Genomic DNA, 25,931 nt, shown 5'->3' with positions numbered 1-25,931 from the left:
CGACCGACCGGGTTCTCCCCCGCCCCGTCGCCTCAGCTCGCGGGTCGGTTCGCGCCGAGGCGCTCGACCACGACGTCGTAGAGCTCGGCGATGCGCCGCGAGTCCTTGCGAAGTTCGTCGATCTCGCGCTGCAGTTGTTCGATCGTCGCCTCGAGCGCCGCGATGCGGTCCTGCTCGGACGAGGCGGGTCGGGCCGGCTGCGCGGCCTTCCGGATGCGGTTCAACTCGATCTCCTCGATTCGATGGACGATTCGGCTGCATGGATGCTGATGTGCACGAACCTTCTGACGCCGGCGCTGGTGCGGCGGAGCGTGCGGCGATGCAGGGTGTACGCGAGCCCGTGTCGATGGAGTTCTGCACTCAGCCAGCTGAGCGGGAGGTGCCACGTGTCGGGTCGCAGGTGCTCGTAACGGCGGGTCGCGCGGTCGGGGAACGTCGCGACGGCGATGCCGCGCTCGCCGATCACGGCGCGGATGAGCCGGAAGACGTTCGCCCTGGAATCCTCGGGCAGGTACGCGAGCACGTCGCGGAGCAGGACGCTCGTGCCCTCGGGTTCGCGCTGACGGGAGATGAGGTCGAGCACGGCTCGCCCGTCTGCCAGATTGACCCGCTCGACGTCGAAGCGCCCGCGTGACCGTTCGACGGCCGCTTCGACCGCCGTGGTCGCGAAGTCGATCGCGGTCACCCGGCGTCGGTGGCCCGCGAGCACTGCGGCGGCGGCGCCCCGGCCCGCTCCGACGTCGAGGACCGAATCCCCACGCCGCGTGCGCCGCAGGATGTGCCGCACGTCGGCACCGCGCCCCCGTGCACGGCGTCCGCGCCGCCCGCGTGCGGCACGCGCCTCCCAGAAGTGCCGGGTGAAGTCGTACGTGCCGAACCAGTTCTCGAAGCGACGCCGGGTGGCGATCGGGGTCTCGAACGAGAACGCGGGATCGGGCACCCGCCAGGTCGGGCCGTAGCAGGCGGCGAGCCACGCCTCCGGGTCCGCGACCGAGGGAACCTCGCGGCCTCCCAAGCGGATGCCGGTGATCGGCAGGATCGCTTCGACCGGGAGATCGCCGCGGACGTGGATGGGCTGGCTGTAGACGCCTCGATCGTGGAATCCCATGAAGACGTCGACGTGCGCGCTGATGCCTGCTGCAGTGGGCTGGAGCATGATCTGGAGGTGGGCGTCGCTGTGTCGGATCACGGTGTGGCCCGATGCGATGAGGAGCCGCTCGACCCGGTACGACGCGAGCGACACCTCCGTGGGTGAGGCTTCGCCGAGGTAGAGCAGGAGATCGGAGTCGTCGTCGCGCTCGAGGATGTCGCCCGACCTGACGGCGCCGAGCAGCGTGCCTCCGGTGATGGCGACCACGAAACCCACGGCCTGGAGCTCGCCGACGATGCGCTCGGTTCCGTCCAGGAGGGCATCGTGGAGCTCCTGATTGGCTGCCGGGACCAGCTTCCCCCACTTGTCGAGCACGGTTCCGGCCTCGGCGAGCCGTCGCAGGCTCCTCCGGCGTTCGCGCGCGAACCGGTAGCGCCCCTCTGCGATCACCGGTCCGCCGGACGCGCGGACGCGGAGGGTGCCCGATCCTCGGAGGTACGGGCGGAGCGGCGCGGGCCAGGAGACGACCCGCCGTCCGTCGAGGGGCTCGGGCAGGTGTTCGGACCACAGCCGGCGGCCGTCGACCTCGATGTCGATGGCCGCGCCGGGTTCGGTGGCATCGGCGGCCCACTCGATCGACGCCGTGCTCACCCGGGCCTCGCGAACGGCCCGGTCGACGTCGGCGGCTCGCCTCGCGGCGTCACCAGGTTCTCCATTGGGCATTCAGGACATTCTACGGCTCGTGCCCCCGCCGCTTCGCGCGTCTGATCGTCGGTCCCCGACCCCCCGCACGATACCCTTGTCCCCATGACCCCGGCCCGTCGCCCCGCCCTCGTGGGCGCCTACGCGACGTTCGTCATCTTCACGGCCATGGCCGGCCAGTTCTGGCGCAACCTCCTCGGTTGGTGGGGATTCGGCGCCGCGGTCGCGGTGGTCGTGGTCGGCGGCATCCTGCTGCTGGTGCACACGCGCCCCGGCTGGAAGTGGCGCCGCACCCCGAAGTCCACGCTCGCGTTCCTGCTCCTCGCGGTGCTCTCGCTCGCCTGGTCGTTCTACCCGGGTGCAACGGCGCTCGGCCTCGGCATCCTGCTCGTCACGACGTTCGCTGCGGTCACGCTCGTGCTCTGCCTCCCCTGGGCGCGCATCGTCCTGTCGCTGGCGTCGGCGCTCAAGTGGATCCTCGCGCTCTCGCTGGCGTTCGAGCTGTGGGTCGCCGTCTTCGTGCGCGAACCGCTGCTGCCGAACTTCCCCGACTTCGAGGTCACGGGCGAGAAGCTGCCGATGGCCTTCTACTGGTCCCGTGGACTGCTGCTCCACGGCGGCCCGATCGAGGGCATCATCGCGAGCCGGAACTTGCTCGGCATGGCCGCGCTGCTCGCCCTCATCGTCTTCGGCTGCTTGCTGGCCGCCGGCAGTATGCGCCGCGCCCCCGGCATCGCCTGGCTCGTGACCGCGGGTCTCGTGTTCGCGCTCACGCGGTCGTCGACCATGATCCTCGTGGCGGGGGTCGTCGCGATCGTGTTCGTGTTCGCGCTCTGGACCCGCAGAGTCGGCCCGCAGGGTCGCCGCAAGGTCTACTGGGCCGCAGCGGGCGTGGCCGCGGCATCCGTCGCCGCCTTCATCGCCGGCTGGAACCTGCTGCTGCAGCTGTTCGGCAAGGGCGACGACCTCACCGGGCGGACGGACATCTGGGCGAGCGTCATCGGCCTCGCCCAGCAACGGCCGATCGCCGGCTGGGGATACGTCGGCTATTGGGTGCCCTGGGTGGAGCCGTTCGACGGCCTCGCCGTGCGCAAGGGCGTCGTCTACCTGCAGGCGCACAACGCGTGGCTCGACGTGTGGATGCAGCTCGGCGTCATCGGCCTCATCACCTTCGCCGCCATCGTCATCGGCGCGCTCTGGCGTTCGTGGTTCCTCGCGGTGGATCAGCCACGGGATGCCGCAGGCCGCCCGGTTCCCTACTCCCCCGCGTCGCTCGTGCCGATCCTCGTGCTCATCGCCCTGCTCGGGCAGAGCCTGGCGGAGAGCCGCCTGCTCATCGAGAGCGGCTGGCTGCTGCTCGTCGCGATCGCCTGGGCGACCAAGCGACGGCAGTGGACGAACCATCCCCTGCCCGCGCAACCGCGTCCCGCGAGGTCGCACGCCGTCGCCCTCGCCGAACCCCCCGCAGCGCAGCGGCCGGCCGCACCGCCGCGCGCATGATCGACGCCGGCACGGGATCGGCGCTGCGGGAGTTCGTCGGGTCCGCGAGGTTCGCGCAGGCGCTCTCGATGGCGGCCATCGGCACCGCCTTGTCGACGCACCTGATCCGCAGCCTCATCGGCTGGCCGGGCCTGCTCGCGATGCTCGCGCTCCTCATCGCGCTCTGCGCGGTGTCGCTCGTCGCACGCTGGCGCGCGGTCGAGTGGTACGGCATCCTCCCGCTCACCATCCTCGTGTTCGTCGGGTGGTGCGCGGCATCGGTGCTGTGGAGCAACACGACCACGCTGAGCGCGATCCGGGTCGCGTACCTCATCACGTTCGGCGTGATCGGCGTGTACGTCGCGCTCATGCGCGACACCATCCAGATCGTGCGCGCATTCGGGGGCGTGGTCCGCGTCCTCCTCGGCGTCTCGCTCGCACTCGAGGTGGTGTCCGGCATCCTGCTCGACGTGCCCATCGCGTTCCTCGGCATCGAGGGCGACATCGCCTCGCTCGGCCCGATCCAGGGCATCTACGGATCGCGCAACATGCTCGGGTTCATCGCACTCATCGGCCTGCTCACGTTCATCGTCGAGTGGCGCACCAAGCTGCTGAACCGTGGGCGCGCGATCGGCTGGATCACGGTCGCCGCGCTGACCATCCTCCTCACGGGTTCGCCGACGACCTGGATCGCGCTGGCCGTCTCGCTCGTCGCCCTCGCGGCGATCTACGGGCTCCGACGGGTCGACGCCGCGACCCGCTGGCGATGGCAGATCGCGCTCCTCGCGGCATCCGTCGTCGCGCTCGTGACCGTCTGGGTGCTGCGGCTGCGCATCATCGAACTGCTCGACGCACGCGCCGACTTCGACGTGCGGCTCGACGTGTGGCGCGAGGCCTCGCGCTACCTCGCCCTCAATCCGCTGCAGGGCTGGGGCTGGGTGGGGGCCTGGCCCGATGCCGCGCCCTACCTCTGGCTCGAGTTCGCCACGGGGCGCCAGCACGTGTCGGCGCTCTCGGCCTACGTCGACGTCTACTTCCAGATCGGCGTCATCGGGCTGCTGCTCTTCGCGGCGCTCCTCGGCGTCGCGCTCGTGCGAGCCTGGCTCCTCGCCACGGGCCGTCGGAGCGTCGTGTACCTCTGGCCCGCGCTCATGCTCGTGGCGATCACGGTCACGTCCTTCGCCGAGAGCTTCGTGCTCCTCGAGGGCGGGTGGATGCTGCTGGTCGTCTGCGCGGTGAAGTCCGCGAGGGACATGAGTTGGCGTGACGCGCTCGCGGCCGCACGCGTAGGCTGACCGCAGGAGCCGGATCCGGTTCCGTCCGGACCCGAGACCGCGGCGCGCGCCACCTCACGTTCGCGCCGGATGAAAGGCTTCCGTGCGCAGTGCTCTGATCGGCCACACCGGTTTCGTCGGCTCCAACATCGCGTCCCGGCACGTGTTCGATGCGTACTTCAACACGACGAACATCGATCGCATCGACGGGGACGCCTACGATCTGGTGGTGACTGCGGGCACTCGAGCGGATTCGCACCGGATCAACCGTCAGGGTGCCGCCGACCGAGCCGAGATCGACGGACTGGTCGACCGTCTCGCGCGCGTGCGGATCGGCCGTCTCGTGCTGATCTCGACGGTGTGCGTCTATGCGGGCGACAGCAGCCCGACGGAATCGACGCCGACCTCTGAAGCGGGGCTGACCCCGTACGGTGCGAACCGCCTGCACCAGGAACGCCGACTCGCCGCCGAGCACGACACGCTGGTGATGCGACTGCCCCAGCTCTACGGCGACGGACTCAAGAAGGGCATCGTCTACGACCTGGCGAACGACCACCGGGTCGAGTTCATCAGGCCCGAGGCGGAGTTCCAGTACTACGACGTCCGGCACCTCTGGCGCGACATCGGCGTCGCGCTCGATGCAGGGCTGCGATCCATGAACCTCGCGACCCCGGCGATCCGCAACGAGGTCGTCGCCCGCGACGCGTTCGGCGTGGACGTCACCGGCAACGATCCCGGGCCGGCTGATCCGTTCGCGGCGATGTACACGCGGGACATGCGGACCGAGCACGCCGAGCTCTACGGCGCGGACGGCGACTACCTGCTCGATGCGGAATCCGAACTCGCCGGCATCCGCGCCTTCGCCGCGTCGATCCGGAGCGTGCGCTGATGCGCGCCGACCTCCGGGTGTCGGCGATCGTCACGTGCGCCGGCAAGGGGACTCGCTTCGGATCGAACAAGCTCCTCGCGACCATCGACGGCGTCACGGTGATCGAACGGACCGTCAGGGCGATGGCCACGCCGAGCGTCGACGAACTCATCGTGGCCGTGAGCGCCGACCACACCGACGAGTACCGGCGCATCCTCATCGACGAGGGCGGTCTCGACGTCGTGCTCGTCGAGGGCGACCGGGAGCGGCACCTGTCGGCCATGCGGGGCCTCGCCGCCTCCACCGGCGACATCATCGTGACCCATGACGGCGTGCGCCCGTTCACGACTCCGGAGCTGGTCGACCGGGTGATCGACGGGGCGATCGAGCACGGCGCGGCGATGCTCGGGCTGCCGAGCATGGTGCAGGTGAAGCTCGTCGACGACGACGGGTTCATCGGGGGCTCGCTCGACCGTTCGCGTTCGTGGCTCGGCCAGACGCCGCAGGCGTTCCAACGGGATCTCCTCGAGACGGCCTACCGCCTGGCGGTCGAATCCGGCTACGATCGCGTGAGCGACGACGCCGACATCGTCGCCGAGTTCTGCGGCGCTCGGGTGCGCATCCTCGAGGGGCACGTGAACAACATCAAGATCACCACCCCGCAGGATCTCGGAACCGCCCGGCTCATCGTCGAGCACCTGATCGAATCCGACTGATGGACGGCCGCATCGAGGTCAGCGTCGTCGTCGCGACTTTCTCGCCGCCTGCCGTCGGCCTGGAGCGGCTGGTCATGTCCCTCGACGCCCAGACGCTGCCGGCCGACGAGTTCGAGGTCGTGTTCGTCGACGACGGTTCGCCGGACGACACGGTCGAACGGCTCCGCGCCGTCGCGGCGACCCGACCGAACGTGCGCGTCGAGCGCATCGAGAACTCGGGCTGGGCGTCTCGCCCGCGCAATGTGGGCATCGAGCTCGCACGCGGACGCTACGTGCTCTTCATGGACCACGACGACGTGCTGTACCCCCGGGCGCTGGAATCGGCGACGGCCTTCGCCAGGCGGCACGACGCCGACGTCGTCAACGGCAAGGAGGCCCGCACCCACGACGCCGGCTGGGCGATCGCGTCGTACCGCGCCGACTCCGCGAACGACGTCGGGCGGGTCGATCAGCACCCGCTCGTGCCGATGAATCCGCACAAGCTGTACCGCACCGAATTCCTGCGCGAGCACGGCATCCGGTTCCCGGAGGGTCGACGCGTGCTCTGGGAGGACATCGCCTTCAACACCTCGGTCGCACGGCACGCCCGCGTCGTGTCGACGCTCGCGACGGTCCCGTTCTACCACTGGGTGCAGACGCCCGGGTCGGGCTCGACGACCTTCCGCCGCTCCGATCCCGAATGGTGGGACCGCCTCGATCAGGTCGTCGAAGCCATCGACCGCGAGCTCGCCGAGCAGGCGACGGCCCGCCGCCAGCTCCTCCGGCACCAGTACGTCTCGCGGGTGCTCGCCTCGTTCACTCCCGCGTTCGTCGACCGACCTGCCGAGGAGCAGCGCATGATCGTCGATCGTGCGAGCGTGATGCAGAGCCGGTACTTCACGACGGGCCTCGATGACGAGCTCGACGCCTCCGCGCGCGTCGTCGCCCGTGCGCTGCGCCACGGCGATCGCGAACTGCTCGACGCGGTGGCCGCCCAGGCCGGCCGCGACCGGTTCGCCGATGCCCGGATCACCTCGGCGGAATGGCATGACGGCCGTCTGCACCTGACGGGCCTGGCGGCGACCGTGCCGCGGCTGCCGGGCGGCGGCACGTTCGAGGTCGTCGACGGAGCCATGCTGCCGATGTCCGCAGAGGTGTGCCTCGAACTCGGCACCCCGGCGGACTTCGATGTGCGGGGAGAACTCGAGTCCACCCGGGTCGAGCTGCTGACGCGTGGTCGCTCGTCGCGCGTGGTGTGGCAGTTGCCGTCCGCCGCGCACGAGGTCGAGATCGAGGTCTCGGCCGACGGCCGCGAGGCCGCGGCGTCCATCCGGGTCTCGGCCGTGCTCGACGTCGCCGACGCCGCGCTCGGCTCGCCGCTGGAGACCGAGGTGCAGGACCTCGCTCTCCGAACCGAGCGAGCCGGGCGCGTGCAGGCCCCGCGCGTCGCGACCGCTGTGCGAACCGCCTCTGCGATCGTCGACGGCCGAACTGCGACGGTCTACGCGAATCGGGAGGGTCTCGCGAGCCTCGATATCGGCGACCGGGTGACGTCGGTCTTCGACAGCGTGCGGCCGCTCGAGGTTATGGGCACGAGCCGCGACGGCGACCGCACGGTCGTCCGGCTCGGAGTCGTCGGCCTCTCGCTGCGAGGCGAACGCCCCGCGACCGGGACGGTAATGCTCTCGGCGCGACGACTCGGCTGGTTCGCCCGCGTCGGCGCCGTCGTGCGCCACCGGCTCGGGCGTTCCCGACCCGCGGATCGCCATCGCGTCACCATCGTGCCGCTCCTCGCCGGACGGGCGGGCGCTGCATCCGTCTCGATCCGACTCCGCGACGGCGTCTACCGATGGCACCCCGCCGAACGCTCGGCGCACCTCGCGCCGTGGACGCTCCGGGTCCGGGGCGAACGGGTCGACCTGCGGCTGCATCGATGACGGCGCCGCAGGCGCCCGACATCACCGTGGTGGTGCCGACCTACCGATCGGGTGCTCCGCTCGAGCGGTTGCTGGCCTCGCTCGATGCGCAGACCCTGCCGTCTTCGCGGTTCGAGGTCCTGCTCGTCGACGACGGGTCTCCTGCCGAGGACCTGGCACGGATCCACCGCATCGCGGGCGGCCATCCTGGCGTCGTCGTGCACGAGGCGCCTCATTCCGGTTGGCCGAGCAGGCCGCGCAACCTCGGCATCGACCTCGCTCGCGGCGCGTACGTGTTGTTCGCAGACCATGACGACCACCTGTACCCCGAGTCGCTCGCCACAGCGCTCGCCGACCTCGAGCGCACCGGCGCCGACGTATTCGCGGGCAAGGAGGCCCGCACCGATCAGCCGAAGTGGGCGCTCGCGGCCTTCGACCGGAACCGCGACGATGCGCGCGGCCGCGGTGACGTCCACGCCCTCGAACCCACGAATCCGCACAAGCTCTACCGGGTCGCGATGCTGCGGGAGCACGCCATCCGCTTTCCGGACTCCGCCCGCGCCCTCTGGGAGGACGTCCACTTCAACGTCGACGTCGCGCGGCACGCGCAGGCGGTGACGATCCGGGCCGACATGCCGTTCTACCACTGGGTCCGGGAGGGCGTCACCGCGTCGACGGGCTTCACCGACGACCCGAACGAATGGTGGGCGGCACTGCGGGGCGTCGTCGATCACATCGCCGACGCCCTCGGCGCAGCGCCCGACCGTCGACCCGATCACGACCTCCTGATGGCCGCGCAGTTCCGCGAGCGCGTCCTCCCGGCCCTCGGGCCCGGCCTGCTCCGACGTCCGGAACCCGAACGTGCGGTCGTGCTCGCGCACGCCCGCGGGATCGTCGACCGGCACTGGAGCGACGCGCTCGACCGGCGGATGCCGCGGCATCTCGCCGCGCGCGCGAACCTGTTGATGCGGGGTCGCCCCGATCTGGTCGAACGGCTCGCCCGATACGACGAGGGCCTCCTCGGCGTGGCCTCCGCGCGCCGGGTCGAAGCCGGCGACGACGGCACGGTGCTCGTCCGCACGCTCGTCCGCTGGACCGCGCACCATGGCGGGTTCCCCGATCTCGTGGTCGACGACGACGGCCGGATCAGGCGGGCGCTCGACGACGAACTGCTGCGGCTGCTCGATCCGCGCGACGTCGACGTCACCGACGACCTGCGCACCGCGACCGCAGACGTGGGGGTGCGCTCCCGCGAGAGCACGATGACCTGGCTCGTGCCGACGACCGGGGAGCTCACGGTGTCGACGACGCCCGGCTACCCCGACGTCGTGATGCGCGCGACCGCGGTGCTCGAGCCCGCGACGGCCTGCGCGGGCCGTCCGATGCCCGACGGGTACTGGGACCTCAACACCAGGGCCATGCTCTTCGGCGTCGTCAACCATCGGGCGGTGCGCGCGAACGACGTCTCAGACTTCCGGCACCTCGCGAACGGTCGACGGCTTCGCGTATACCCGAACATCCACGGCAACCTCAGCCTGCTCGTGCGTTGAGGCCGGCCCGGGTGCGCGGGCCGACCTGGTTCAGTCCTTCGGATCGTCCGCGCGGTCGACGCTCGCCTCTGCGGGGTCGACGTCGAGGCGCAATGCCGTGGCTTTGAGGGGCGTGTCCTCCTGCAGCCGGGCGAAGACGAGATCGTACAGCTCGACGACGCGGCGGTTGTCACGCCGGACCTCATTGAGCTCGGCCCGCAACTCCCGCACCTGCTCGTCGAGCGACACGAGGGTCGCGATGACCGACTCCCCGCCGTCGTTCATCGTCGACAGGAGCTGGAGGTTGCTGTAAGTGCGGGGCATCGCCTTGCTGGCGAGGCGACCGATGGTGCGCTTCATGCTGTGCCTCCTGCGACGGTGCGCCCGTCGATTCGATCGGATCGGATGCTGAACTGCCGGACGTCTCGCGGGCCGTCCTTCGTCAGGAGGCGGCGCCGGTCGCCGAACTCGAGGGAGAGGTCGTGCACCGCGATCTCCTCGACGAACCACTCGTCGGGATAATGCCAGGTCGTGGGATCCCCGTGCCGGTAGGACCGCGGCAAGTCGGTCGGCACCGTGCCGATTGCCGTCGCCCCGCCACGGAGCACGAGCTCCAGCAGGTGGAACACGTTGTGCCGGTTGGTGCGCGAAATACCGTGGAGCACGTCCGCCATGCGCACGAACCAGATCTCACCGGTCGCGAGCAGCTGCGCGCCGAGCGCGAGCGCCTCGTGCCGGTCGTTGAGGTTGAGGTAGGCGAACCGCGCCCCGGGCGCTGCGCCTGCGGCCGCGATCGCGAGCGCCTCGTGGCTGTAGTCGACGCCGAGGACCGGGTGCCCGGCTCTCGCGATCTCGTTCGTCGCCGCACCGCTTCCGCAGCCCAGGTCGAGCACATGCGCACCGTCGGGAATCGAGTCGAGGAACCGCCCGAGCTCGACGGGATCATCGACCGGCGTCGCCGCCCCATCGCGCGCCAGCCATTTCTTCTCCCAGAAGACGCGGCCGCGGTTGAAGACCCCGAAACTGTTCTCGAATCGCCGGCTCGTCCACTGGTTCGTGACGAACGTGAACGACGGGTCGGGGATCGGCCAGTCCGGTCCGTACGCGTACTCGAGCCAGGCATCGGGTCGAGCGGGAGCCGGAAGGAGCACCCCGTCGACCTCGACGCGCTGCACGGGCACGAGGTCGTCGCGCCCGACCTCGGGACCGCGAAGGGCGAACGGCTGGCAGTAGAGGCCGTCGCGGAAGTACCCGGTGAAGATGTCGACATAGTGCTCGACGTGACCGTGCTCGTCGAAGGCGTCGACCTCGAGGTGCGTGAGGCTGTGACGCACGACGGCCTGGCCGGCCTCCCGCAGCACCCGCTCGAGCCGGTACCCGTCGAGCGCGATGTCGCCGGGATCCGAGTGGTCGCTGAGGAACGCGAAGTCGATGTCGTCGTCGTGCGGCATGAGCCCGCCGCTCCGGCGATATCCGAGCAGGCTGCCGCCGACGATGTAGAGCGTATACCCGGCTGTCTCCGCGATGTCGACGATCTTCGCCGCGTGCTGCAGGAGACGATCCCGCAACCCGGAGTCGCCGCCCTCGAACACCGGTCCGAGGCGGTTCCACTTGTTCATCGCGAGCGGACGGCCGACCGCATCACGCGGGTCGACGCGGGTTCGACTCGCATCGAACGCGACCTCGAGTGTCGCGAGGATGCGCTGGTCGGCGGAGTCGCGCACGACGAGCGTCGTGGAACCGACGAGGTGCGGCGTCAGCGCTGCCGGCCAGTGAAGCTCGCCGTCGTGCACCGCCCCCACAGCGGTCGACCACAGTCGGCGGCCGTCGAACACCAGGTCGATCGCATGCACGCCCTCCAGCGTGCTCTGGTCGATGCTCAGTGCATGACGGCTGGCCTTCACTTCGCGTTCATCACCTCGACCGCTTCAGCGACCGGGCCGTCGAACACCTTCTTCCCCTTGCGGATCACGATCCCACGGTCGCACAGTTCCTTGACCATCGCCATGTTGTGGCTGACGATCAGCATCGTCTTGCCCTCCTTGGCGAGCTCGTTGATCTTCTCCGTGCACTTCTTGCGGAACGGCGCGTCGCCGACCGAGAGGATCTCGTCGACGAGGAGCACATCGAGTTCGACGTGAATGGCGACGGCGAAGGCGAGTCGCAGGAACATGCCCGACGAGTAGTGCTTGACCTTCTGGTCGATGAACTCGCCGATCTCGGAGAACTCGACGATCGCGTCGTACCGCTCGTCGATCTCGTGCTTCTGCATGCCGAGGATCGCGGCGTTGAGGTAGACGTTCTCGCGCCCCGAGAGATCGGGATGGAACCCGGCGCCGACCTCGATGAGGCCTGCGACGCGTCCGCGGGTGAGCACCTTGCCCTTGTCGGGCTCGAGCACGCCGGAGACGAGCTTCAGGAGGGTCGACTTGCCCGACCCGTTGAAGCCGAGCACGGCGACGCTCTCCCCCTCGCCGACCGTGAACGACACGTCGTCGAGCGCCTTGAAGGGCGTGGCACCGCTCTTCTCGCGCTTGATCCGCGCGAGGAACGCCTCTTTCATCGAGTGCGTGTGGCGGATCAGGAAGGTCTTCTGGACGTTCTCGACGATGATGCTCGGACGTCGCTGCATGGTGGTCTCGCTCATAGGTCTTGTGCAAAGCTCCGTTCGAACCGGCGGAACACCAGCTGGCCGATCACGACGAACACGATCGAGATGCCGAGCGACAGGAAGATGTCGGTGCCGATCGACGGCGCGAGCACGGCGGCCGGGTCGTCGGCGCTCGTGGTCGGCGACCAGAAGGCGAAGTGGAACAGCTCGACCGCGGTGGTGAGCGGGTTCAGCATGTAGAGATCGAAGGCCCACTTCGGCAACGCGGTCTGCACCATGGCGACCGTGTAGAGCACGGGCGACGCCCAGGTCGACATCATGCGGATGATCTCGACGAAGTTCTGCGCGTCGCGGTAGCGCACGTTGAGCGCACCGAAGAGCAATCCGAGGCCGAGGCTGACCATCAGGATGATGAGCAGGCCGAGCAGGAACGCCCCGACGGCCGCGAACGTCGGCGTCCAGCCGAGGAAGAGGCACGCGATCAGCAGGATCACGACCTGCGGCAGGAAGTGGATGAGCGCGACGATGATCGACGCCACCGGGAACATCTCGCGTGGCAGGTAGATCTTCCGCACCAGGGCCCGATTGTCGACGATCGAGTGCGTCGCGTTGTTGAACGCCTCGTTGAAGAGGTTGATCGCGACCACGCCCGCGAAGAGGTAGATCGCGAAATTCTCGACGTCGCGATGGAACTGGAGCACGACGCCCATCACGAAGTAGTAGATGAAGAACTGTGCAGCGGGCTTGACGTACGACCAGCCCCAGCCGAGCACCGAGTTGCGATAGCGCGTCGAGGTGCCCTTGCGGATCAGGAGCTGGAGCAGGTACCGCCGGCGGAAGACATCGACGATGCCCTTCCCGCGGCCGGGGGCCTGAAAGCCGCTCAAATCGACAGATGTCATATGACCGTGAACTTTCGAGTATCCAAAAGGGCTCCGATTCGTTCGAAGCCCCCCGGCATACTAGCCGAGAAACCTGATCCGAATGCCTCACGGCGAGGCGGCGAGCATGCCCGCCACCGTGCGCGTGTCGAGCGTCAGCACCGTCGCGCCCGCCGGAAGCGCCGTTGCGGCGACGGCCACGAGCTTTCCGCCCGTCGGCAGGTAGAGCCCACCGGTCGACGCATCCTTCAGCACGAGTCCCGAACGGATGTCGAGCGTCGACTTCGCGAGCGTCGCCCCCGTCGCTTCCGTCAGCTCGGTGATCGCGAATCCGGCCGCGAGCTCCGGCGCGATCTTGTTGAGCTTGCCGGCGGAGGCGGCGTAGGTCTGGCCGCCGGTCTTGACGAACACGCCGAGCGGCGGGTTCTCGGTCTTGAGCAGTGCGGGCTCCGCCGGATGCACGACCGAGTACCGCGCGGTGATGCCGAGGTCGGCGGCCACGCCCCAGTTGGGGAGCGCGTGCCTTCCGGAGCCGTCGACGAAGTACACGGCGCCGGAGTTCGAGCCCTTGACGAGCGTGCCCGTGGCAGGCTTCGCTCCGCGCGCGGGGAGCGCCGCCATCGCGTCGGCCGACACCGCGAGCGGCGCGGGGCGGACTCCCGCGTTCGCCTCGAGCATCCCGGCGGACGTGATCGGCGCGAACCCGCCCGCGACGGCGACCCGGTACTCCGACCCGGCGGCGAGGAACAACGGCCCGTCGATCCTCGCGCCTCGCACTGGGATCTTCGCGCAGAGGACGTTCTGCAGGGTGGTGAACGGGTTGCCGGCGAGCGCGACGGCGCCGACGCCCTGCCTGGCACCGCCGGTGACCGCGAAGACGTCGGTCGGACCGCACTTCGCGAAGGTGCCGAGCGGACTGGCGGCATCGGAGTAGCCGTCACGACGGTCCACCGTGACGGGGACCGCCCTCCGCGGGAACCCGTACTGCTCGGACGTGGCCCACTTGTGGACCCGCACCAGCTGCCACCCGTTCACGAGGAAGACGTCGGAGCTCGCGCCGAACTTCACGAACGAGCCGACGTCGAGCGCCTGGGGGCCTCTGGTGATCTTCGCGAGCGTCGTGGGTGCGACCTTCACGATCGTGGGCTGGTATCCGCCGTTCTGGGCGGCCGACTGCGCAGGCGACGAGAGCTGCCGGAGCTTCGCGGAGCGGACGAGGTTCACCACGGAGGCGCCGTTGGCCTGTAGGAACAGCGGACCCGAGACGCTCGCGGCCGACTTCTTGAGCAGCGCGCAGTTCTCGGCGGCGAGTGCCGCGACCGGAAGCCCGCCCGAACCCGCCTTCAACCGCACGAACGACCCGTTCGACGCGGCGTACACGTTCGATCCGCACGAGACGACGAGCCCTACGGCGCCCGATTTCGTGTAGGCCTTCACCACGCTGTCGTCGACGGCCAGCGCCGACTTCGAGAGACCGTATTCGGGCGCGTAGGTCCAGTCGTTGATCGGCCGCAGCCGATCACGGCCGTCAACGTAGTACACCTGGGCGCCGCCGGTCTTCGACTTGATGTAGGTGTGCGGCGCGGCGAGTGTGCGGCCGACCTGGTACGAGGCCAGCAGGGTGCTGGAGATCTTCGCCATGTACGGGACCTTGCCGCCGTTGAACGCCTTCGGCGCCGAGCCGACGAGCTTCGCCGCCGCCGGGCGCTCGAGCATGCGGGCGCTCCCGTCGGGCGCCGTGCCGAACTTCGTCATCGACGCGCCGACCTTGTACCTCGTGAAGAGCGAGTCGGGCACGTCGAGGTACCCGGAGGCCCCGCAGTTCGAACCCCAGAGCCCCACGAGGTCGCAGTTCGCGAACCAGTGCGTCGCCCCGCCCTGAAGCAGCGCGAGCTTGCCGGTCTTGGTGTTGCGCAGGAAGAGCGTCGCGTTCCGCCCGGTCGGCATGCTGTCGAAGAACGCCTTGCTGATGATCCGGATCCCGCCGAGTCCGGTCGCGAACTCGGTGAGGTCGGCCGGCGTCGTGATGTAGTGCTTCGTGCCGGCCGAGACCAGGTACACCCGCGAGTCGCCCTCGGCCCTCGCGATCATGTTGTCCATGCCGCCGTGCGTGCTGCCGAACCAGTCGGTGAACATGCGCCAGAAGTTGCGGTTGCCGTACGAGGAGCAGCCGTCGCCCGTTCCGTAGAGGTTCGCGAGCGCCGCCGCGTTCGGCCGGTACGGCGTGTAGAGGTAGAGCCCGGCGGTCGCCTGGTTCTGGATGTACACGCTCGACGTGCCGCATCCGGCATTCGGATGCCAGTAGATCGTGTTCCAGCGTCCGGCGACGTACAGGCGGTCGGGGCGCGCCCGATACTTCTTGAACTGCCAGGAGGCGTTGTACACCTGGTTGAAGAACCCGTAGTACTGCGCATCGCAGTCGGCCGTGTCGGGGCATCCGTAGCCCGTCGCCGATCGGTACTGGCGCGAGGTGGGCCAGGTGTCGCTCACCAGGCCCTGCTCCTTCTCGAGCAGCACGATGAGCACGCGCGGGTTGATGCCGCAGGCCCTGCCCACCCGCACGATGATCGACGCGGCGGTCTCGTTCGTCGTCGCGCCCATCGCGGCGCATCCCTCGGACCTGGCGGGCTGGGCCGAGGTGTTCTGCCGGTAGCTCTTCAGGCAGGTGTACCCGGTGCGGCACGTGGGCACCCTGGCGTTCAGGAACGCCTGGACCTGCGCGACGGACATCGTGCCGCTGTCGTAGAAGACGCCGTCGCTGATGATGTCGCCGGGGTTGAACTGGGATCCGACCGCGGCGCTCGCGGGCTGCGCCCCGGGTCCGCCGATCGTGGGAATCGCGCTCAGCAACCCCGCGATCAGGCCGACCGATGCAACGATGCCCGCGATCCGACGCCACCCCATGTGCACAACCCCCGTTGTCCTGCCGCGTCCCCCGAATGAGCGGCAGTACCTGTCATGGTAGGGCTCGATCGCGCCGAGAGCGAGGAATGAGCCATCCCGCGCGCCCCGGATAGACTGTGCGGGGCCTGTCCGGTCCGACGGCGAAAGCGCCGCTCACCGGCCCGGACGACGGCCTCGATCCCCCGCAGACGACCGATCCCGGAGCACCGACATCATGCAAGGCAACGTCCTGATCACCGGCGGCGCCGGCTTCATCGGAAGCCGCCTCGCGCGGCGATTCGTCGACGAGGGCTACCGGGTGACCGTGCTCGACAGCCTCATCCCGCAGGTGCACGGCGACGATCCCGAGACCACCTCGCCGCTGCTCGCGTCGATCCGCGACATCGCCACCGTCATCCGCGGCACGGTGACCGACCGCGACGCCGTCGAACGGGCGATCGCCGACCAGGACATCATCGTGCACCTGGCCGCCGAGACCGGAACCGGGCAGTCGATGTACGAGATCGACCGCTACGTCGAGGCGAACGTGGGCGGCACCGCCAAGATCCTCGACGCGCTCGCGAACGGCGAGCACCACGTGCGCCGCATCGTCATCGCCTCGTCGCGCTCGATCTACGGCGAGGGCGCCTACCGCACGCTGACCGGCGACCTCGTGTACCCGCCGCACCGCGCCGACGAGGCTATGGCCGCCGGCGACTTCGACGTGCACCAGCCCGGCGTGGCGGGTCCGCTCGAGCTCGTGGCGACCACCGAGGCCGCGACGATCCACCCGTCGTCGGTGTACGGCATCACCAAGCACGTGCAGGAATCGCTCATCATGACCGTGTCGCCCACGATCGGCATCGAGCCGGTGGCGCTGCGGTACCAGAACGTCTACGGCCCCGGCCAGTCGCTCAAGAACCCGTACACGGGCATCCTCTCGATCTTCTCGACCCTCATCCGCCAGGGCAAGGCGATCAACATCTTCGAAGACGGCGAGGAGAGCCGCGACTTCGTCTTCATCGACGACGTCGTGAACGCCACCTACCTCGCCTCGACGGTTCCGGATGCCGCGGGGCGCATCATCAACGTCGGCAGCGGGGTCGCGACCACCGTGTCCGAGGTCGTCGCGGCGCTCTTCGACGCGTTCGGCACCGAAGTGCCGACCAGCATCTCGGGCAACTACCGCCTCGGCGACATCCGCCACAACTTCGCCGACACGACGCTGCTCGCCGAGGTGCTCGGCCTCGAGGCGACCGTCGAGTTCCGCGAGGGCGTCCGGCGGTTCGTCGAGTGGGTGCTCACCGAACCCGTCGAGGGCGACAACTACCAGCGTTCGCTCGACGAGATGGCTGCCAGGAACCTCCTGAAGTGACCGTCCCCCGACTCCTCACCGGCAACCCGTTCCCCGCGAGGGCGAACAGCCTCAACATGTTCCGGCTGGTCCTGGCCGCCCTCGTGCTCTTCGCCCACGCGTGGTTCACGGCGGGCGAGGGCGGCGGGCCGAGCATCCAGGGCGAGAGCCTGGGCGGGTGGGCGGTCGCCGGCTTCTTCGTGGTCAGCGGCTTCCTCATCACGACGAGCCGGTTCACGAACACGGCGGGCGACTTCCTGGTGCACCGCATCGCACGCATCTTCCCGGCGTTCATCGTCTGCCTGATCGTGATGGCGCTCGTGTTCGCGCCGATCGCGGCCCTCGTCGAGCGCGGCACGCTCGCGGGCTTCCTCACCACGCCGACGACGCCGCTGAACTTCATCTGGGCGAACTCGGGCCTGAAGATGGTGCACTACGACATCGCGGGAACGCTCTCGACGGTGCCGTATCCGAACGCGTGGAACGGGTCGCTCTGGACCCTGTACTACGAGTTCCTCTGCTACCTCACGATCTGGCTCCTCGGGTCGCTCGCGGTCGTGCGGCGCTCCCCCGTCATCGTGACGTCGGTCTTCGTGCTGAGCGTCGTGGCCTACGCGAACATCGACCTGGCCCGTCGCCTCGGCCTCAACGAGGACTTCGCACTGTTCATGCGGCTGCTGCCGTTCTTCATGGGCGGCTCGATCGTCTACTACGTCATCCGCCGCTTCGGCGTCAGCGCGACCGTCGGCATCGCCTCGCTCGTGATCATGGTCGTGCTCATCGCCCTCATCCCCCGGTGGGGCGGGCAGCTGTCGGCGCCGTTCATGGCCTACGGCCTGCTGTATCTCTCGACGGTGATCCCGCAGCCGAAGTTCATCGCGAAGAACGACATCTCCTACGGCTTCTACATCTACGCGTGGCCGATGCAGCAGCTGCTCATGCTGCCGGCGCTCGCCCAGTACGGCATGGCGGTCTACATCGGGGCCACGGCCGTGCTCACCACACTCTTCGCGGCGGCGAGCTGGTTCCTCGTCGAACGGCCCGTGATGCGCATCGCACGGGGACGTCGGCCGGTGAAGCCCCGCCCGGTGGGCATCGCGGCCTGAGCGACGCGGTCGAGCGTCACGCCCGGCGCAGCCTCCGTCGCGCCTCCGACCTGGCCCGCACGAGCATCCAGCGCGATCCGAGTGCCGCGCGGATGCCTCGGGGCCGCGGCGTCGACGCGTTCGACTCGTGCACCCGGCGCTGCAGGGTCGGCGCCTCGAGGTGCACGATCGAGCGGGCCTCGTTCGCGGCCATCGCGATCCAGAGGTCGTGCGACTCGGTGAGGAACGCGGGGAACGGGGTCACGAGCGCGAGCGCCTCGCGGCGCAGCCCCATCGTGCATCCGAAGTAGGGCGCGTCGCCGAGCATGATGCGCAGCACGTTGCCGCGGTGATCGGTCGACTGCCCGCCCTCGAGACGCCACGGACGCCCCGTGACGGGCGACGGCAGCGGTTCGCCGGTGCCGAGCACCACGAGGTTCGACGCCACGACGAGGGCTCCGGAGCGGTCGAGTGCATCGAGCATGGCATCGACCCGGCCCGGCGTCCAGAGGTCGTCCTGGTCGGCCAGCAGCAGCACGTCGCCGGCGGCAGCCCCGAGTGCGGCCTCGAAGGTGCGCACGTAGCCGGCGTTCGCGGCAGCGCGCGTGAGGCGGATGCGCGGATCGCCGATCGCCTCGACCGCCTCGACGGTGCCGTCGGTGCTCGCGTCGTCGATGACGACGACCTCGTCGGTCGGCCCGAGCTGCTCGAGGATCGAGTCGAGCTGCTCGCGCACGTACGCGGCGCCGTTGTACGTCGCCATGCACACGCTCACCCGTGGTCTCGGATGCTCCACGTCGAATCTGCTCCCGGTGAATCGCGTCGGATCGAGCGACATAGACTGTCGGTCGATGAGATCTGTCCTCTTGAGGTTAGCCGGATTCACGGGAGCACCGATCCTGTCGGCCCTCGCGCCGTTCCTGCTCCTGCCGATCATCTCCCGCGTGACCGGCCCCGGCGGCTGGGCGGACTTCTCGGCGGGCCAGTCCATCGGCATCCTCGGCATGGTCGTCGTCTTCTTCGGCTGGGGCGTCGTGGGCCCGGTGCGCATCGCCCGCACGACGGATGCCTCGGAGCGCGCGCAGATCCTCCGTGAGAGCCTCGTCTCCCGCTCCATCACGACCGTCGTCGCGATCCCGCTCGTGATCGCCGCGACGGCGCTGGTGACGGGTGCCGACTTCAAGGCCGAGTCCATCGCGATGGCCGTCGCGATGACGCTCGCCGGGCTCTCGCCGTCGTGGTTCTGCATCGGCGCCGCCCGCCCGATCGACCTCATGATCTACGACGCGGGTCCGAAGCTCGTCGCGGCCGTCGCAGCGATGCCGGTGCTGCTGCTCGGCGGCCCCGTGCTCTTCTACCCGCTGGTGCTCGCCGTCGTGACCGTCGTCGCGGCGGTCGCCCACGCGGTGCGCAACCTCAAGGGCATGCCGGGTCGGCGGGTCGGGCTCGGCGGCGGCTTCCGCGTGCTCCGCACACTGCTGCCGACCGCGGCGATCGACGCCGCGGGCAACGCGTACGGCACCACGCCGGTGCCGATCGCGACGGCCGGGCTCCCGCCCGCCGAGGCGAGCTCGTTCGCCTCGGCCGACCGCATCTACCGCGTGGGCGTGCTCGCCGTCATCGCGCTCGGCAACGCGTTCCAGGCCTGGGTGCTCGAACCCGACGCGACCAGCCCGGTGCGCCGCCACCGTGCGGCGATCCTCGCCCACCTGGGGCTCGGCGTGGTCGGGGCGCTCGGGCTGGCGATCCTCGGCCCTTGGGCGTCGGGCTTCATCTTCGGCGCGGATGTCGCGGCGAACGGCCTGACGTGCGTGCTGTTCGGCGTGGCCTTCTTCTGCATCTCGAGCGCGACGCCGTTCATCCGGAATATCCTCATCCCCCACGGCCGCTACCGGTTCGTGCTGGCCACGACGCTCACCGCGTCGGTGGTGGGCGTCACGATCATGGCGATCGGCTCCTTCAACGGCTACGAGGCCGTCGTCGCGGCCGGCGTGGCGGCGGCCGAGGCGACGTCGCTGCTGATCCTCGTGGTGCCCGGCCTCCGTCTCATGGCGACGCCGGCTCCGCATCCCGTGACCGTGCAGACGGCAGAGGTCGAGGGCTCGCCAAGCAGCTGGTGAGCCCCGAGCGGCTCCTGACGGCCGCTGAACGTCCTGGCAGCGCGATTCCGCGTCGGACCGGTCCGCGTCGGACCGGTCCGCGCTGGACCGGGCCGCGCCGGGCCGAGGGCTCAGCGGTCGGCGAAGGGGGCGTCGTCGCGACGCTGCACGCGCGGCGTGGCCCAGCGGATGCCGGCGGCATCCTGCATCGTCCGCTCGTCGGCGCGGCCCATGCGCCCGGCGCGCGCGTCTCGCACGGCGGTGCGGTAGATGCGCCAGAGTGCGCGGCGGGGGCGGGCCAGGGTCGCGGCGACGGCGAAGTGCAGCGACTCCACGATCGTGTCGCGGGCGACCCACGCCCGGTGCTCGCGCCGGAACTCGCGGTTGACGACGATGCGGTTGCGCACCCGGTAGTAATAGCGGAACGGCGTGCTGAGCGTGACGTCGCGCGGACCGCGGCCGAGCGTGACCACGCGAAGCCAGGCCGGGCGCTCGTACGCGGCGCCGAGCGAGTGCGGCAGCCGGAGGCCGGGCGCCGCGACCCCGCGCAGGCCGGCAGCACGGCACCTGAGCTCGAACTCGGTGTCGACGAGGTCGATGAACAGGTCGGAGCGCAGCGTGCCGACCGCGTCGAACGTCGTGACGGGTACGAGCATGCCCGACTGGATCGAGTGCAGCGTGAAGAGGGTGCCGTCGTCGGCCCGCTCGGAGACCTGGCTGACCGAGGCGAACAACTCGGGAACGGCGAACGCGGCACGGTGCCCGCGCGCGGCGGCGCGGTCGAGCGCCGAGACCAGGTCGGTGACGGATGCCGCTGGCAGGCGCGAGTCCTGGTCGAGCGTCAGCACGTGGTCGGCGCCGAGGCCGCGCACGTGCTCGATGCCGGCGTTCAGCGCGGCCGCGATCCCGGAGTTCTCGGGCAGGCGCAGCACGGTGGCACCCGTACGCTCGAGGTCGGCGAGCACGTCGTCGGCCGCGCTTCCGCTGCCGTCGTCGACGACGACGACCGAGGCGACCTGGTCGCGGAGTTCGCCGACCGCCTCGATCAGCGCCTGCTCCGGTCGGAATGCGGAGATCACCGCGTGGATGCCGGCCGGGGCCGACGCGGCATTCACCTGGCTCGGTCCTCGTCGTGCCCGCGAACGCCGTCGGCCGTCTCGACCGGTGCGGGCGACTCGCCGGTCGGTGCGGCGTTCGCGGATGCGGCGGTCGTCGCGACGGGCGTCGTCGTGGCGGGGTTCGTGCGCTCGAGTTCGGCGAGGCGCTCGGCGAGCCGCTCGACCTCGGTGTTCAGCAGTGCGGTCTCTTCAGCCACGCGCCGGATCTCGTCTTCGGCCTGCGAGATCTCCCAGGACAGGTGCAGGCTCACGCCGAGCAGCAGCACGATCGCGAGCGAGAAGAGGAGGTTGGAGGGCACCTGCACCCCGAGCGCGAGGGTCAGGCCCTCGAGCAGTTGCGGGAAGATGCCGAGCACCAGCACCACGAGGCCGATGACGATCCAGAAGAACGCGTACTTCTCGCGGAGCTTCCGGGTGAGCAGCATGTAGACCACGATGCTGACCAGGACGAGGGCGAGGGCGATGCCCAGGAAGACGATCATGCGGTCTGGCCTCCCGTGGCCTTGCCCGGACGCATGAGCGCCAGGCCCAGCGCGAAGATCGAGCGGAACAGGTAGATGCTCGCACCGATCGGATTCTGGCTCGGGTTGCCGTGCACGCGCTGTCGCATGGCGACCGGCACCTGCGTGACCGAGAGCCCGGAGTGCACGGCCGCGACGAGCGAGTCGATGGTGTCGCCGAGGTACTCGGCCGGGTAGTAGCGCACGTACTGGTCGATCGCCCGGCGGTTCGCGGCGCGGAAGCCCGAGGTCACGTCGGTGAGCCGCGTGCCCGCGACCCTCGACATGACGCCGGCGAGGAACAGCATCGCCCAGCGACGCGGGCCCTTCACCGAGTAGTCGCCCTTGTCGGCGAACCGGGCGCCGATCGAGATGTCGGAGCCGTGCAGGCCGTCGAGCACCCGGCCGATCTCCGCGGGATCGTGCTGGCCGTCGGCGTCGACCTGGATCGCCGCGTCGTAGTCGTGCCGCTGCGCGTAGGTGAACCCGGCGCGCATCGCCCCGCCCACACCGAGGTTGAACGGCAGCGCGATGACCGTGGCGCCGGCGTCTCGTGCCGCAGCGGCGGTCTGATCGGTGGATCCGTCGTCGATGACGACCACGTCGAGCCCGGTGGTGCGGTCGAGGATCTCGCGCACCGTGTTGCCGACATTCGCCTGCTCGTTCCACGCCGGGACGATGACGAGCACACGCCCGAGCGAGTCATTCATGATGGGGTCGAGCATACCAACGGCGCCCGGTCCGCTCTGCGCGCCGTCGATCATCCGAGCCCTCCGCATGCCGTGATCTCGTAGAGCCGTGCGTCGCCGATCTCCCGCACGAGCTCGACGTTGTCGGAGGTCGCGAGCTCGTCGAACCCGGTGTAGACGTGCTTGCCGCCGTGCACCTCGCGTGCGCCGAAGTCGAGCACGAACCCGACGTTCTCGGCGTCGAGCGCGGCGCACAGCGCCGATCCGGCGTCGACGTCGTCGAGCTCGTCGTTGATGGTCGCGACGTCGTCGGAGATGTCCATGAGCGTGTGCGGCATCAGCACGCGACGGTCGCTGATGGCGTAGGCGAGCCCGGCCCCGGTCCACGGGCTGCCGGCCACGGCGACATCCTCGGGCACCAGTTCGGGCAGCTCCTCCAGCAGCGCCAGCTCGTCGGAGCTGAGGAGCGCCGACTTCTCGGTGATGCGGTACGACTGCGCCGCGCCGTCGATGGCGCCGGTGATGCTGCGCCCCTGCATCGTGAGCCCGAGCAGCACGACGGCGAGCACGGCCACGACCACGCGCACCGCGCGCCCGCGGCCGGCGACGATCCGGTCGAACCACGCGGCGTCGACGATCTTCTGCCAGACGCCCGCGACGCCGATCGCGGCGAGGGGCACCACGGCGATCACGACGAGTGCCGCGAGACGCGGCGTGTTGTTGTACCACGACGCGGTGATGAGGTTGCGGATCGTCGCGCTCGAGACGCCCGCGACGATGATGTAGAGGAACCCCGACACCGCCAGCAGCGAGATCGCGATCCAGTCGGCGTACCTGCGGCGGATCGCCGCGAACACGACGCCGGTGATCATCGCGACCGCGACGATCTCGGCGATCGGCGTGTGGTACATCGAGACGGTGATCACCTCGCCGAGCGCCTGCCCGGCGAGGCCGATCGCGGGCCACAGCGTCGCCTCGAGCGGCGGGCGCAGCACGCGGATCGCGACGAACCCGATGAGCAGGTACACGGCGAATCCGGAGAAGGCGATGACGCGGGTCCGCGTGCTCGGGCGCGAGCGCAGGAGCCGCACGAGCGCGATCACCGCGATCGGCAGCGAGAACGCGAGCCAGGCCATGAACGCACCGGGGTGGGTCAGGGCGAGCGCGGGCAGCGCTCCCGCGAGCACGACCGCCGACCACACGGGGTCGAGTCCGGTTTGCTCGCGGCCGAGGCGGAACAGCGCGACTGTGGCCGCGATCGCCGCGGGCACGAGGGCCACGCCGGCGTGGTACGGGTAGAGCACGCCGTAGTCGACGAGCAGGTACGGGAACGCCGGCACGGATGCCGCGGCCAGGCCGGCCGCGATGGCGACGGCGGGCTTCGTGCCGCCGAGCACGCGCGCGAGCAGCACGATGCCGAGGGGCCACGCCACCGCCGAGAACACGATCCAGGTGGTGTTCACCGCCACCGGGATGGCCACCCCGGTGAGCTGCACGACCAGCGTCGCGACGTCGTGCCAGCCGACGGGGTAGAACCACAGGCCGGCCGAGGTCATCGCACCGACGTCGAGCGGCGAGCCGCTGCCGGTGTCGAGGATGTACCGCACCGCATTCAGGTGGTAGATGTTGTCGAACGTCTGCGAGATGCCGCCGGGCTCGCCGATGATCTGCACGGACCTCGCAGCGATCAGCGCGGCGGCCAGCAGCACGCCGACGGCGAAGGCCCACGAGGCGGCCGACCGCACGGGTGCGACCTCAGCAGGCGCAGACCCTGCAGGCGAAGCGGATGCCGCGGCATCCGCTCTCCCTCGCGATGCCGTCAGGCGGCGAGCGCCCCACAGCACCGCCGCGAGCACGAGCGTGAACGCCACGGCGGGGATCCACGACCAGGTCAGGCCGACGAACGGCGCCACGAGCGCGGCGAGCGCGATCGCCGTCACCGAGAACGGCGCGGAGAGGCCCCACATCCACACGCCGCGGAGCCCGACGACCCGCGCGAGGAGCAATCCGGGGAGCACCATGATCGCCGTTGCGACGGTCGATGCCCACGCAAGATCGAACCACGTCATCTCAGGTCGCATCCCTTCACGCTTCCGGAGATCGGCGGCGTCGGAGAACAAGGATACCGCCAGCCTCCTGCGCCGGCGCCCAACACCGCCGGCGGCTTCGCGACCGTCGCCCGCGACCCGCGAACGGGCGGTCACGACCGCGCGACGGCCAAGCCGGTCGGAGGCCGCGGACCGGCATGCGAGCATTGACGGGTGACTCTCGACATCATGATGCCGTTCTACGGTCGCATCGACCATTTCAAGCTCGCGGTCCGGAGCGTGCTCGCCCAGACCGACCCCGACTGGCGCCTGGTGATCGTCGACGACGTCTACCCCGACCTGAGCGCCGGCGAATGGGCGGCAGCGATCGACGACCCGCGCGTGACCTACCTCCGCAACGAGGAGAACCTGCGCCCCAGCCGCAACTACCGCAAGTGCGTCGGCCTCATGGAGAACCCGTTCGCGGTCATCATGGGCTGCGACGACCTCATGCTCCCCGGGTACGTCGCACGCGTGAACGCGTTGACCGCACGGTTCCCGAACGCCGCGGTGATCCAGCCCGGCGTCGAGGTCATCGACTCCGACGGCGCACTGCACCGCCCCCTCGCAGACCGCGTCAAGGGATGGTACGAGCCCAGGGGCTCCGGCATCCGCGTCATCGAGGGCGAGACGATGGCCAGGAGCCTGCTGCGCGGCAACTGGACCTACTTCCCGTCGCTCGTGTGGAACGTCGAACGGCTCCGCCGCCACGAGTTCCGCACCGATCTCGATGTCGTGCAGGACCTCGCGATGCTGCTCGAGCTCGCGAAGGACGGCGGCTCGCTGGTCGTCGACGACGACATCGTGTTCCGGTACCGCCGGCACGCCGAGAGCGTCTCGGCAGTGACGGCGCCCGACGGTTCGAAGTTCGCGCAGGAGCGCGTCGTCTTCGGCGAGGCCGCTCGAGACCTCGCCGCGCTCGGATGGCACGGCGCGGCCCGCGCCGCCCGCCTGCACCTCACCTCGCGACTGCACGCCGCCGCGGACCTCCCGAAGGCCGTGCTCGCACGCGACGCGTCGGGCTTCCGGAGTCTCGCCAGGCACACCTTCGGCGGTTCGAAGGCGGACTGA

22 protein-coding genes are annotated in these 25,931 nt (G+C 70.0%); 10 read left to right on the top strand and 12 right to left on the bottom strand.

The window, feature by feature from the left end; translation table 11 throughout:
* Positions 1-32 precede the first annotated feature (32 nt).
* Both ACFVS8_RS05875 and ACFVS8_RS05870 read right to left on the bottom strand, forming a co-directional pair.
* Positions 33-224 carry a hypothetical protein gene (locus tag ACFVS8_RS05875; RefSeq protein WP_387058827.1) on the bottom strand — a complete coding sequence of 64 codons (192 nt, stop codon included), beginning with the start codon at positions 222-224 and terminating at the stop codon, positions 33-35.
* On the bottom strand, positions 221-1,813 hold the full coding sequence (locus ACFVS8_RS05870; protein ID WP_387058825.1) for a hypothetical protein: 1,593 nt from the start codon (positions 1,811-1,813) through the stop codon (positions 221-223). Before ACFVS8_RS05870 ends, ACFVS8_RS05875 begins: the two co-directional genes overlap by 4 nt.
* 84 nt (positions 1,814-1,897) lie before the next feature.
* Here ACFVS8_RS05870 and ACFVS8_RS05865 point away from each other — a divergent pair, with 84 nt between their 5' ends.
* From ACFVS8_RS05865 to ACFVS8_RS05840, 6 genes are all read left to right on the top strand, one after another.
* A complete protein-coding gene (locus ACFVS8_RS05865; RefSeq protein ID WP_387058822.1) occupies positions 1,898-3,292 on the top strand; it encodes an O-antigen ligase family protein in 1,395 nt (464 codons plus the stop codon).
* Complete coding sequence (locus ACFVS8_RS05860) at positions 3,289-4,566, top strand: O-antigen ligase family protein (protein ID WP_387058819.1); 1,278 nt, start codon at positions 3,289-3,291, stop codon at positions 4,564-4,566. The genes ACFVS8_RS05865 and ACFVS8_RS05860 overlap by 4 nt, the downstream gene beginning before the upstream one ends.
* Before the next feature lie 82 nt (positions 4,567-4,648).
* On the top strand, positions 4,649-5,434 hold the full coding sequence (locus ACFVS8_RS05855) for an NAD-dependent epimerase/dehydratase family protein (RefSeq protein WP_387058816.1): 786 nt from the start codon (positions 4,649-4,651) through the stop codon (positions 5,432-5,434).
* The gene (locus tag ACFVS8_RS05850; RefSeq protein ID WP_387058815.1) at positions 5,434-6,129 is read left to right on the top strand and encodes a 2-C-methyl-D-erythritol 4-phosphate cytidylyltransferase; all 696 of its coding nucleotides are present in this window, start codon (positions 5,434-5,436) and stop codon (positions 6,127-6,129) included. The genes ACFVS8_RS05855 and ACFVS8_RS05850 overlap by 1 nt, the downstream gene beginning before the upstream one ends.
* On the top strand, positions 6,129-8,045 hold the full coding sequence (locus ACFVS8_RS05845; RefSeq protein WP_387058812.1) for a glycosyltransferase: 1,917 nt from the start codon (positions 6,129-6,131) through the stop codon (positions 8,043-8,045). Before ACFVS8_RS05850 ends, ACFVS8_RS05845 begins: the two co-directional genes overlap by 1 nt.
* Positions 8,042-9,574, top strand: a complete 1,533-nt coding sequence (locus ACFVS8_RS05840) for a glycosyltransferase family 2 protein (protein ID WP_387058810.1) — start codon at positions 8,042-8,044, stop codon at positions 9,572-9,574. The genes ACFVS8_RS05845 and ACFVS8_RS05840 overlap by 4 nt, the downstream gene beginning before the upstream one ends.
* A 30-nt stretch (positions 9,575-9,604) precedes the next feature.
* Here ACFVS8_RS05840 and ACFVS8_RS05835 read toward each other — a convergent pair whose 3' ends face one another.
* The 5 genes from ACFVS8_RS05835 to ACFVS8_RS05815 form a co-directional block, all read right to left on the bottom strand.
* Positions 9,605-9,913 (bottom strand): hypothetical protein, encoded by a 309-nt coding sequence (locus ACFVS8_RS05835; protein WP_387058807.1) that lies wholly within the window; start codon positions 9,911-9,913, stop codon positions 9,605-9,607.
* A complete protein-coding gene (locus tag ACFVS8_RS05830; RefSeq protein WP_387058805.1) occupies positions 9,910-11,406 on the bottom strand; it encodes a methyltransferase domain-containing protein in 1,497 nt (498 codons plus the stop codon). Before ACFVS8_RS05830 ends, ACFVS8_RS05835 begins: the two co-directional genes overlap by 4 nt.
* 47 nt (positions 11,407-11,453) lie before the next feature.
* A complete protein-coding gene (locus tag ACFVS8_RS05825) occupies positions 11,454-12,200 on the bottom strand; it encodes an ABC transporter ATP-binding protein (RefSeq protein WP_387058802.1) in 747 nt (248 codons plus the stop codon).
* A complete protein-coding gene (locus ACFVS8_RS05820; protein WP_387058800.1) occupies positions 12,197-13,066 on the bottom strand; it encodes an ABC transporter permease in 870 nt (289 codons plus the stop codon). The genes ACFVS8_RS05825 and ACFVS8_RS05820 overlap by 4 nt, the downstream gene beginning before the upstream one ends.
* An 87-nt stretch (positions 13,067-13,153) precedes the next feature.
* Positions 13,154-15,949 (bottom strand): hypothetical protein, encoded by a 2,796-nt coding sequence (locus ACFVS8_RS05815; RefSeq protein ID WP_387058797.1) that lies wholly within the window; start codon positions 15,947-15,949, stop codon positions 13,154-13,156.
* 214 nt (positions 15,950-16,163) lie between these two features.
* Here ACFVS8_RS05815 and ACFVS8_RS05810 point away from each other — a divergent pair, with 214 nt between their 5' ends.
* On the top strand, positions 16,164-17,303 hold the full coding sequence (locus ACFVS8_RS05810; protein WP_387058795.1) for an NAD-dependent epimerase/dehydratase family protein: 1,140 nt from the start codon (positions 16,164-16,166) through the stop codon (positions 17,301-17,303).
* Entirely contained in the window at positions 17,300-18,388 is a 1,089-nt protein-coding gene (locus ACFVS8_RS05805; protein WP_387058792.1) for an acyltransferase family protein, read from the top strand. Before ACFVS8_RS05810 ends, ACFVS8_RS05805 begins: the two co-directional genes overlap by 4 nt.
* 16 nt (positions 18,389-18,404) lie before the next feature.
* On the opposite strand, the gene ACFVS8_RS05800 is transcribed toward ACFVS8_RS05805, so the two are convergent.
* Positions 18,405-19,205, bottom strand: a complete 801-nt coding sequence (locus ACFVS8_RS05800; RefSeq protein WP_387058789.1) for a glycosyltransferase — start codon at positions 19,203-19,205, stop codon at positions 18,405-18,407.
* A 13-nt stretch (positions 19,206-19,218) separates the two neighbouring features.
* Between ACFVS8_RS05800 and ACFVS8_RS05795 the strand changes: the two genes are divergently transcribed.
* Positions 19,219-20,487, top strand: a complete 1,269-nt coding sequence (locus ACFVS8_RS05795) for a lipopolysaccharide biosynthesis protein (RefSeq protein ID WP_387058786.1) — start codon at positions 19,219-19,221, stop codon at positions 20,485-20,487.
* A 110-nt stretch (positions 20,488-20,597) separates the two neighbouring features.
* On the opposite strand, the gene ACFVS8_RS05790 is transcribed toward ACFVS8_RS05795, so the two are convergent.
* From ACFVS8_RS05790 to ACFVS8_RS05775, 4 genes are read right to left on the bottom strand one after another with little or no spacing between them, the layout of a single operon-like run.
* A complete protein-coding gene (locus tag ACFVS8_RS05790) occupies positions 20,598-21,581 on the bottom strand; it encodes a glycosyltransferase (RefSeq protein ID WP_387058783.1) in 984 nt (327 codons plus the stop codon).
* The gene (locus tag ACFVS8_RS05785) at positions 21,578-22,066 is read right to left on the bottom strand and encodes a DUF2304 domain-containing protein (protein WP_387058780.1); all 489 of its coding nucleotides are present in this window, start codon (positions 22,064-22,066) and stop codon (positions 21,578-21,580) included. The genes ACFVS8_RS05790 and ACFVS8_RS05785 overlap by 4 nt, the downstream gene beginning before the upstream one ends.
* A complete protein-coding gene (locus tag ACFVS8_RS05780) occupies positions 22,063-22,794 on the bottom strand; it encodes a glycosyltransferase family 2 protein (RefSeq protein WP_387058777.1) in 732 nt (243 codons plus the stop codon). The genes ACFVS8_RS05785 and ACFVS8_RS05780 overlap by 4 nt, the downstream gene beginning before the upstream one ends.
* 50 nt (positions 22,795-22,844) lie before the next feature.
* Positions 22,845-24,842 (bottom strand): DUF6541 family protein, encoded by a 1,998-nt coding sequence (locus tag ACFVS8_RS05775; protein WP_387058775.1) that lies wholly within the window; start codon positions 24,840-24,842, stop codon positions 22,845-22,847.
* A gap of 192 nt (positions 24,843-25,034) precedes the next feature.
* Between ACFVS8_RS05775 and ACFVS8_RS05770 the strand changes: the two genes are divergently transcribed.
* A complete protein-coding gene (locus ACFVS8_RS05770) occupies positions 25,035-25,931 on the top strand; it encodes a glycosyltransferase family 2 protein (RefSeq protein WP_387058772.1) in 897 nt (298 codons plus the stop codon).

Origin of the sequence: Agromyces sp. NPDC058110, assembly GCF_042884735.1 — a bacterium.
In the GTDB taxonomy this organism is placed as follows: Bacteria; Actinomycetota; Actinomycetes; order Actinomycetales; family Microbacteriaceae; genus Agromyces.
The sequence above is the reverse complement of the archived record's forward strand: the minus strand, read 5'-3'. Positions and strand labels throughout refer to the sequence as shown.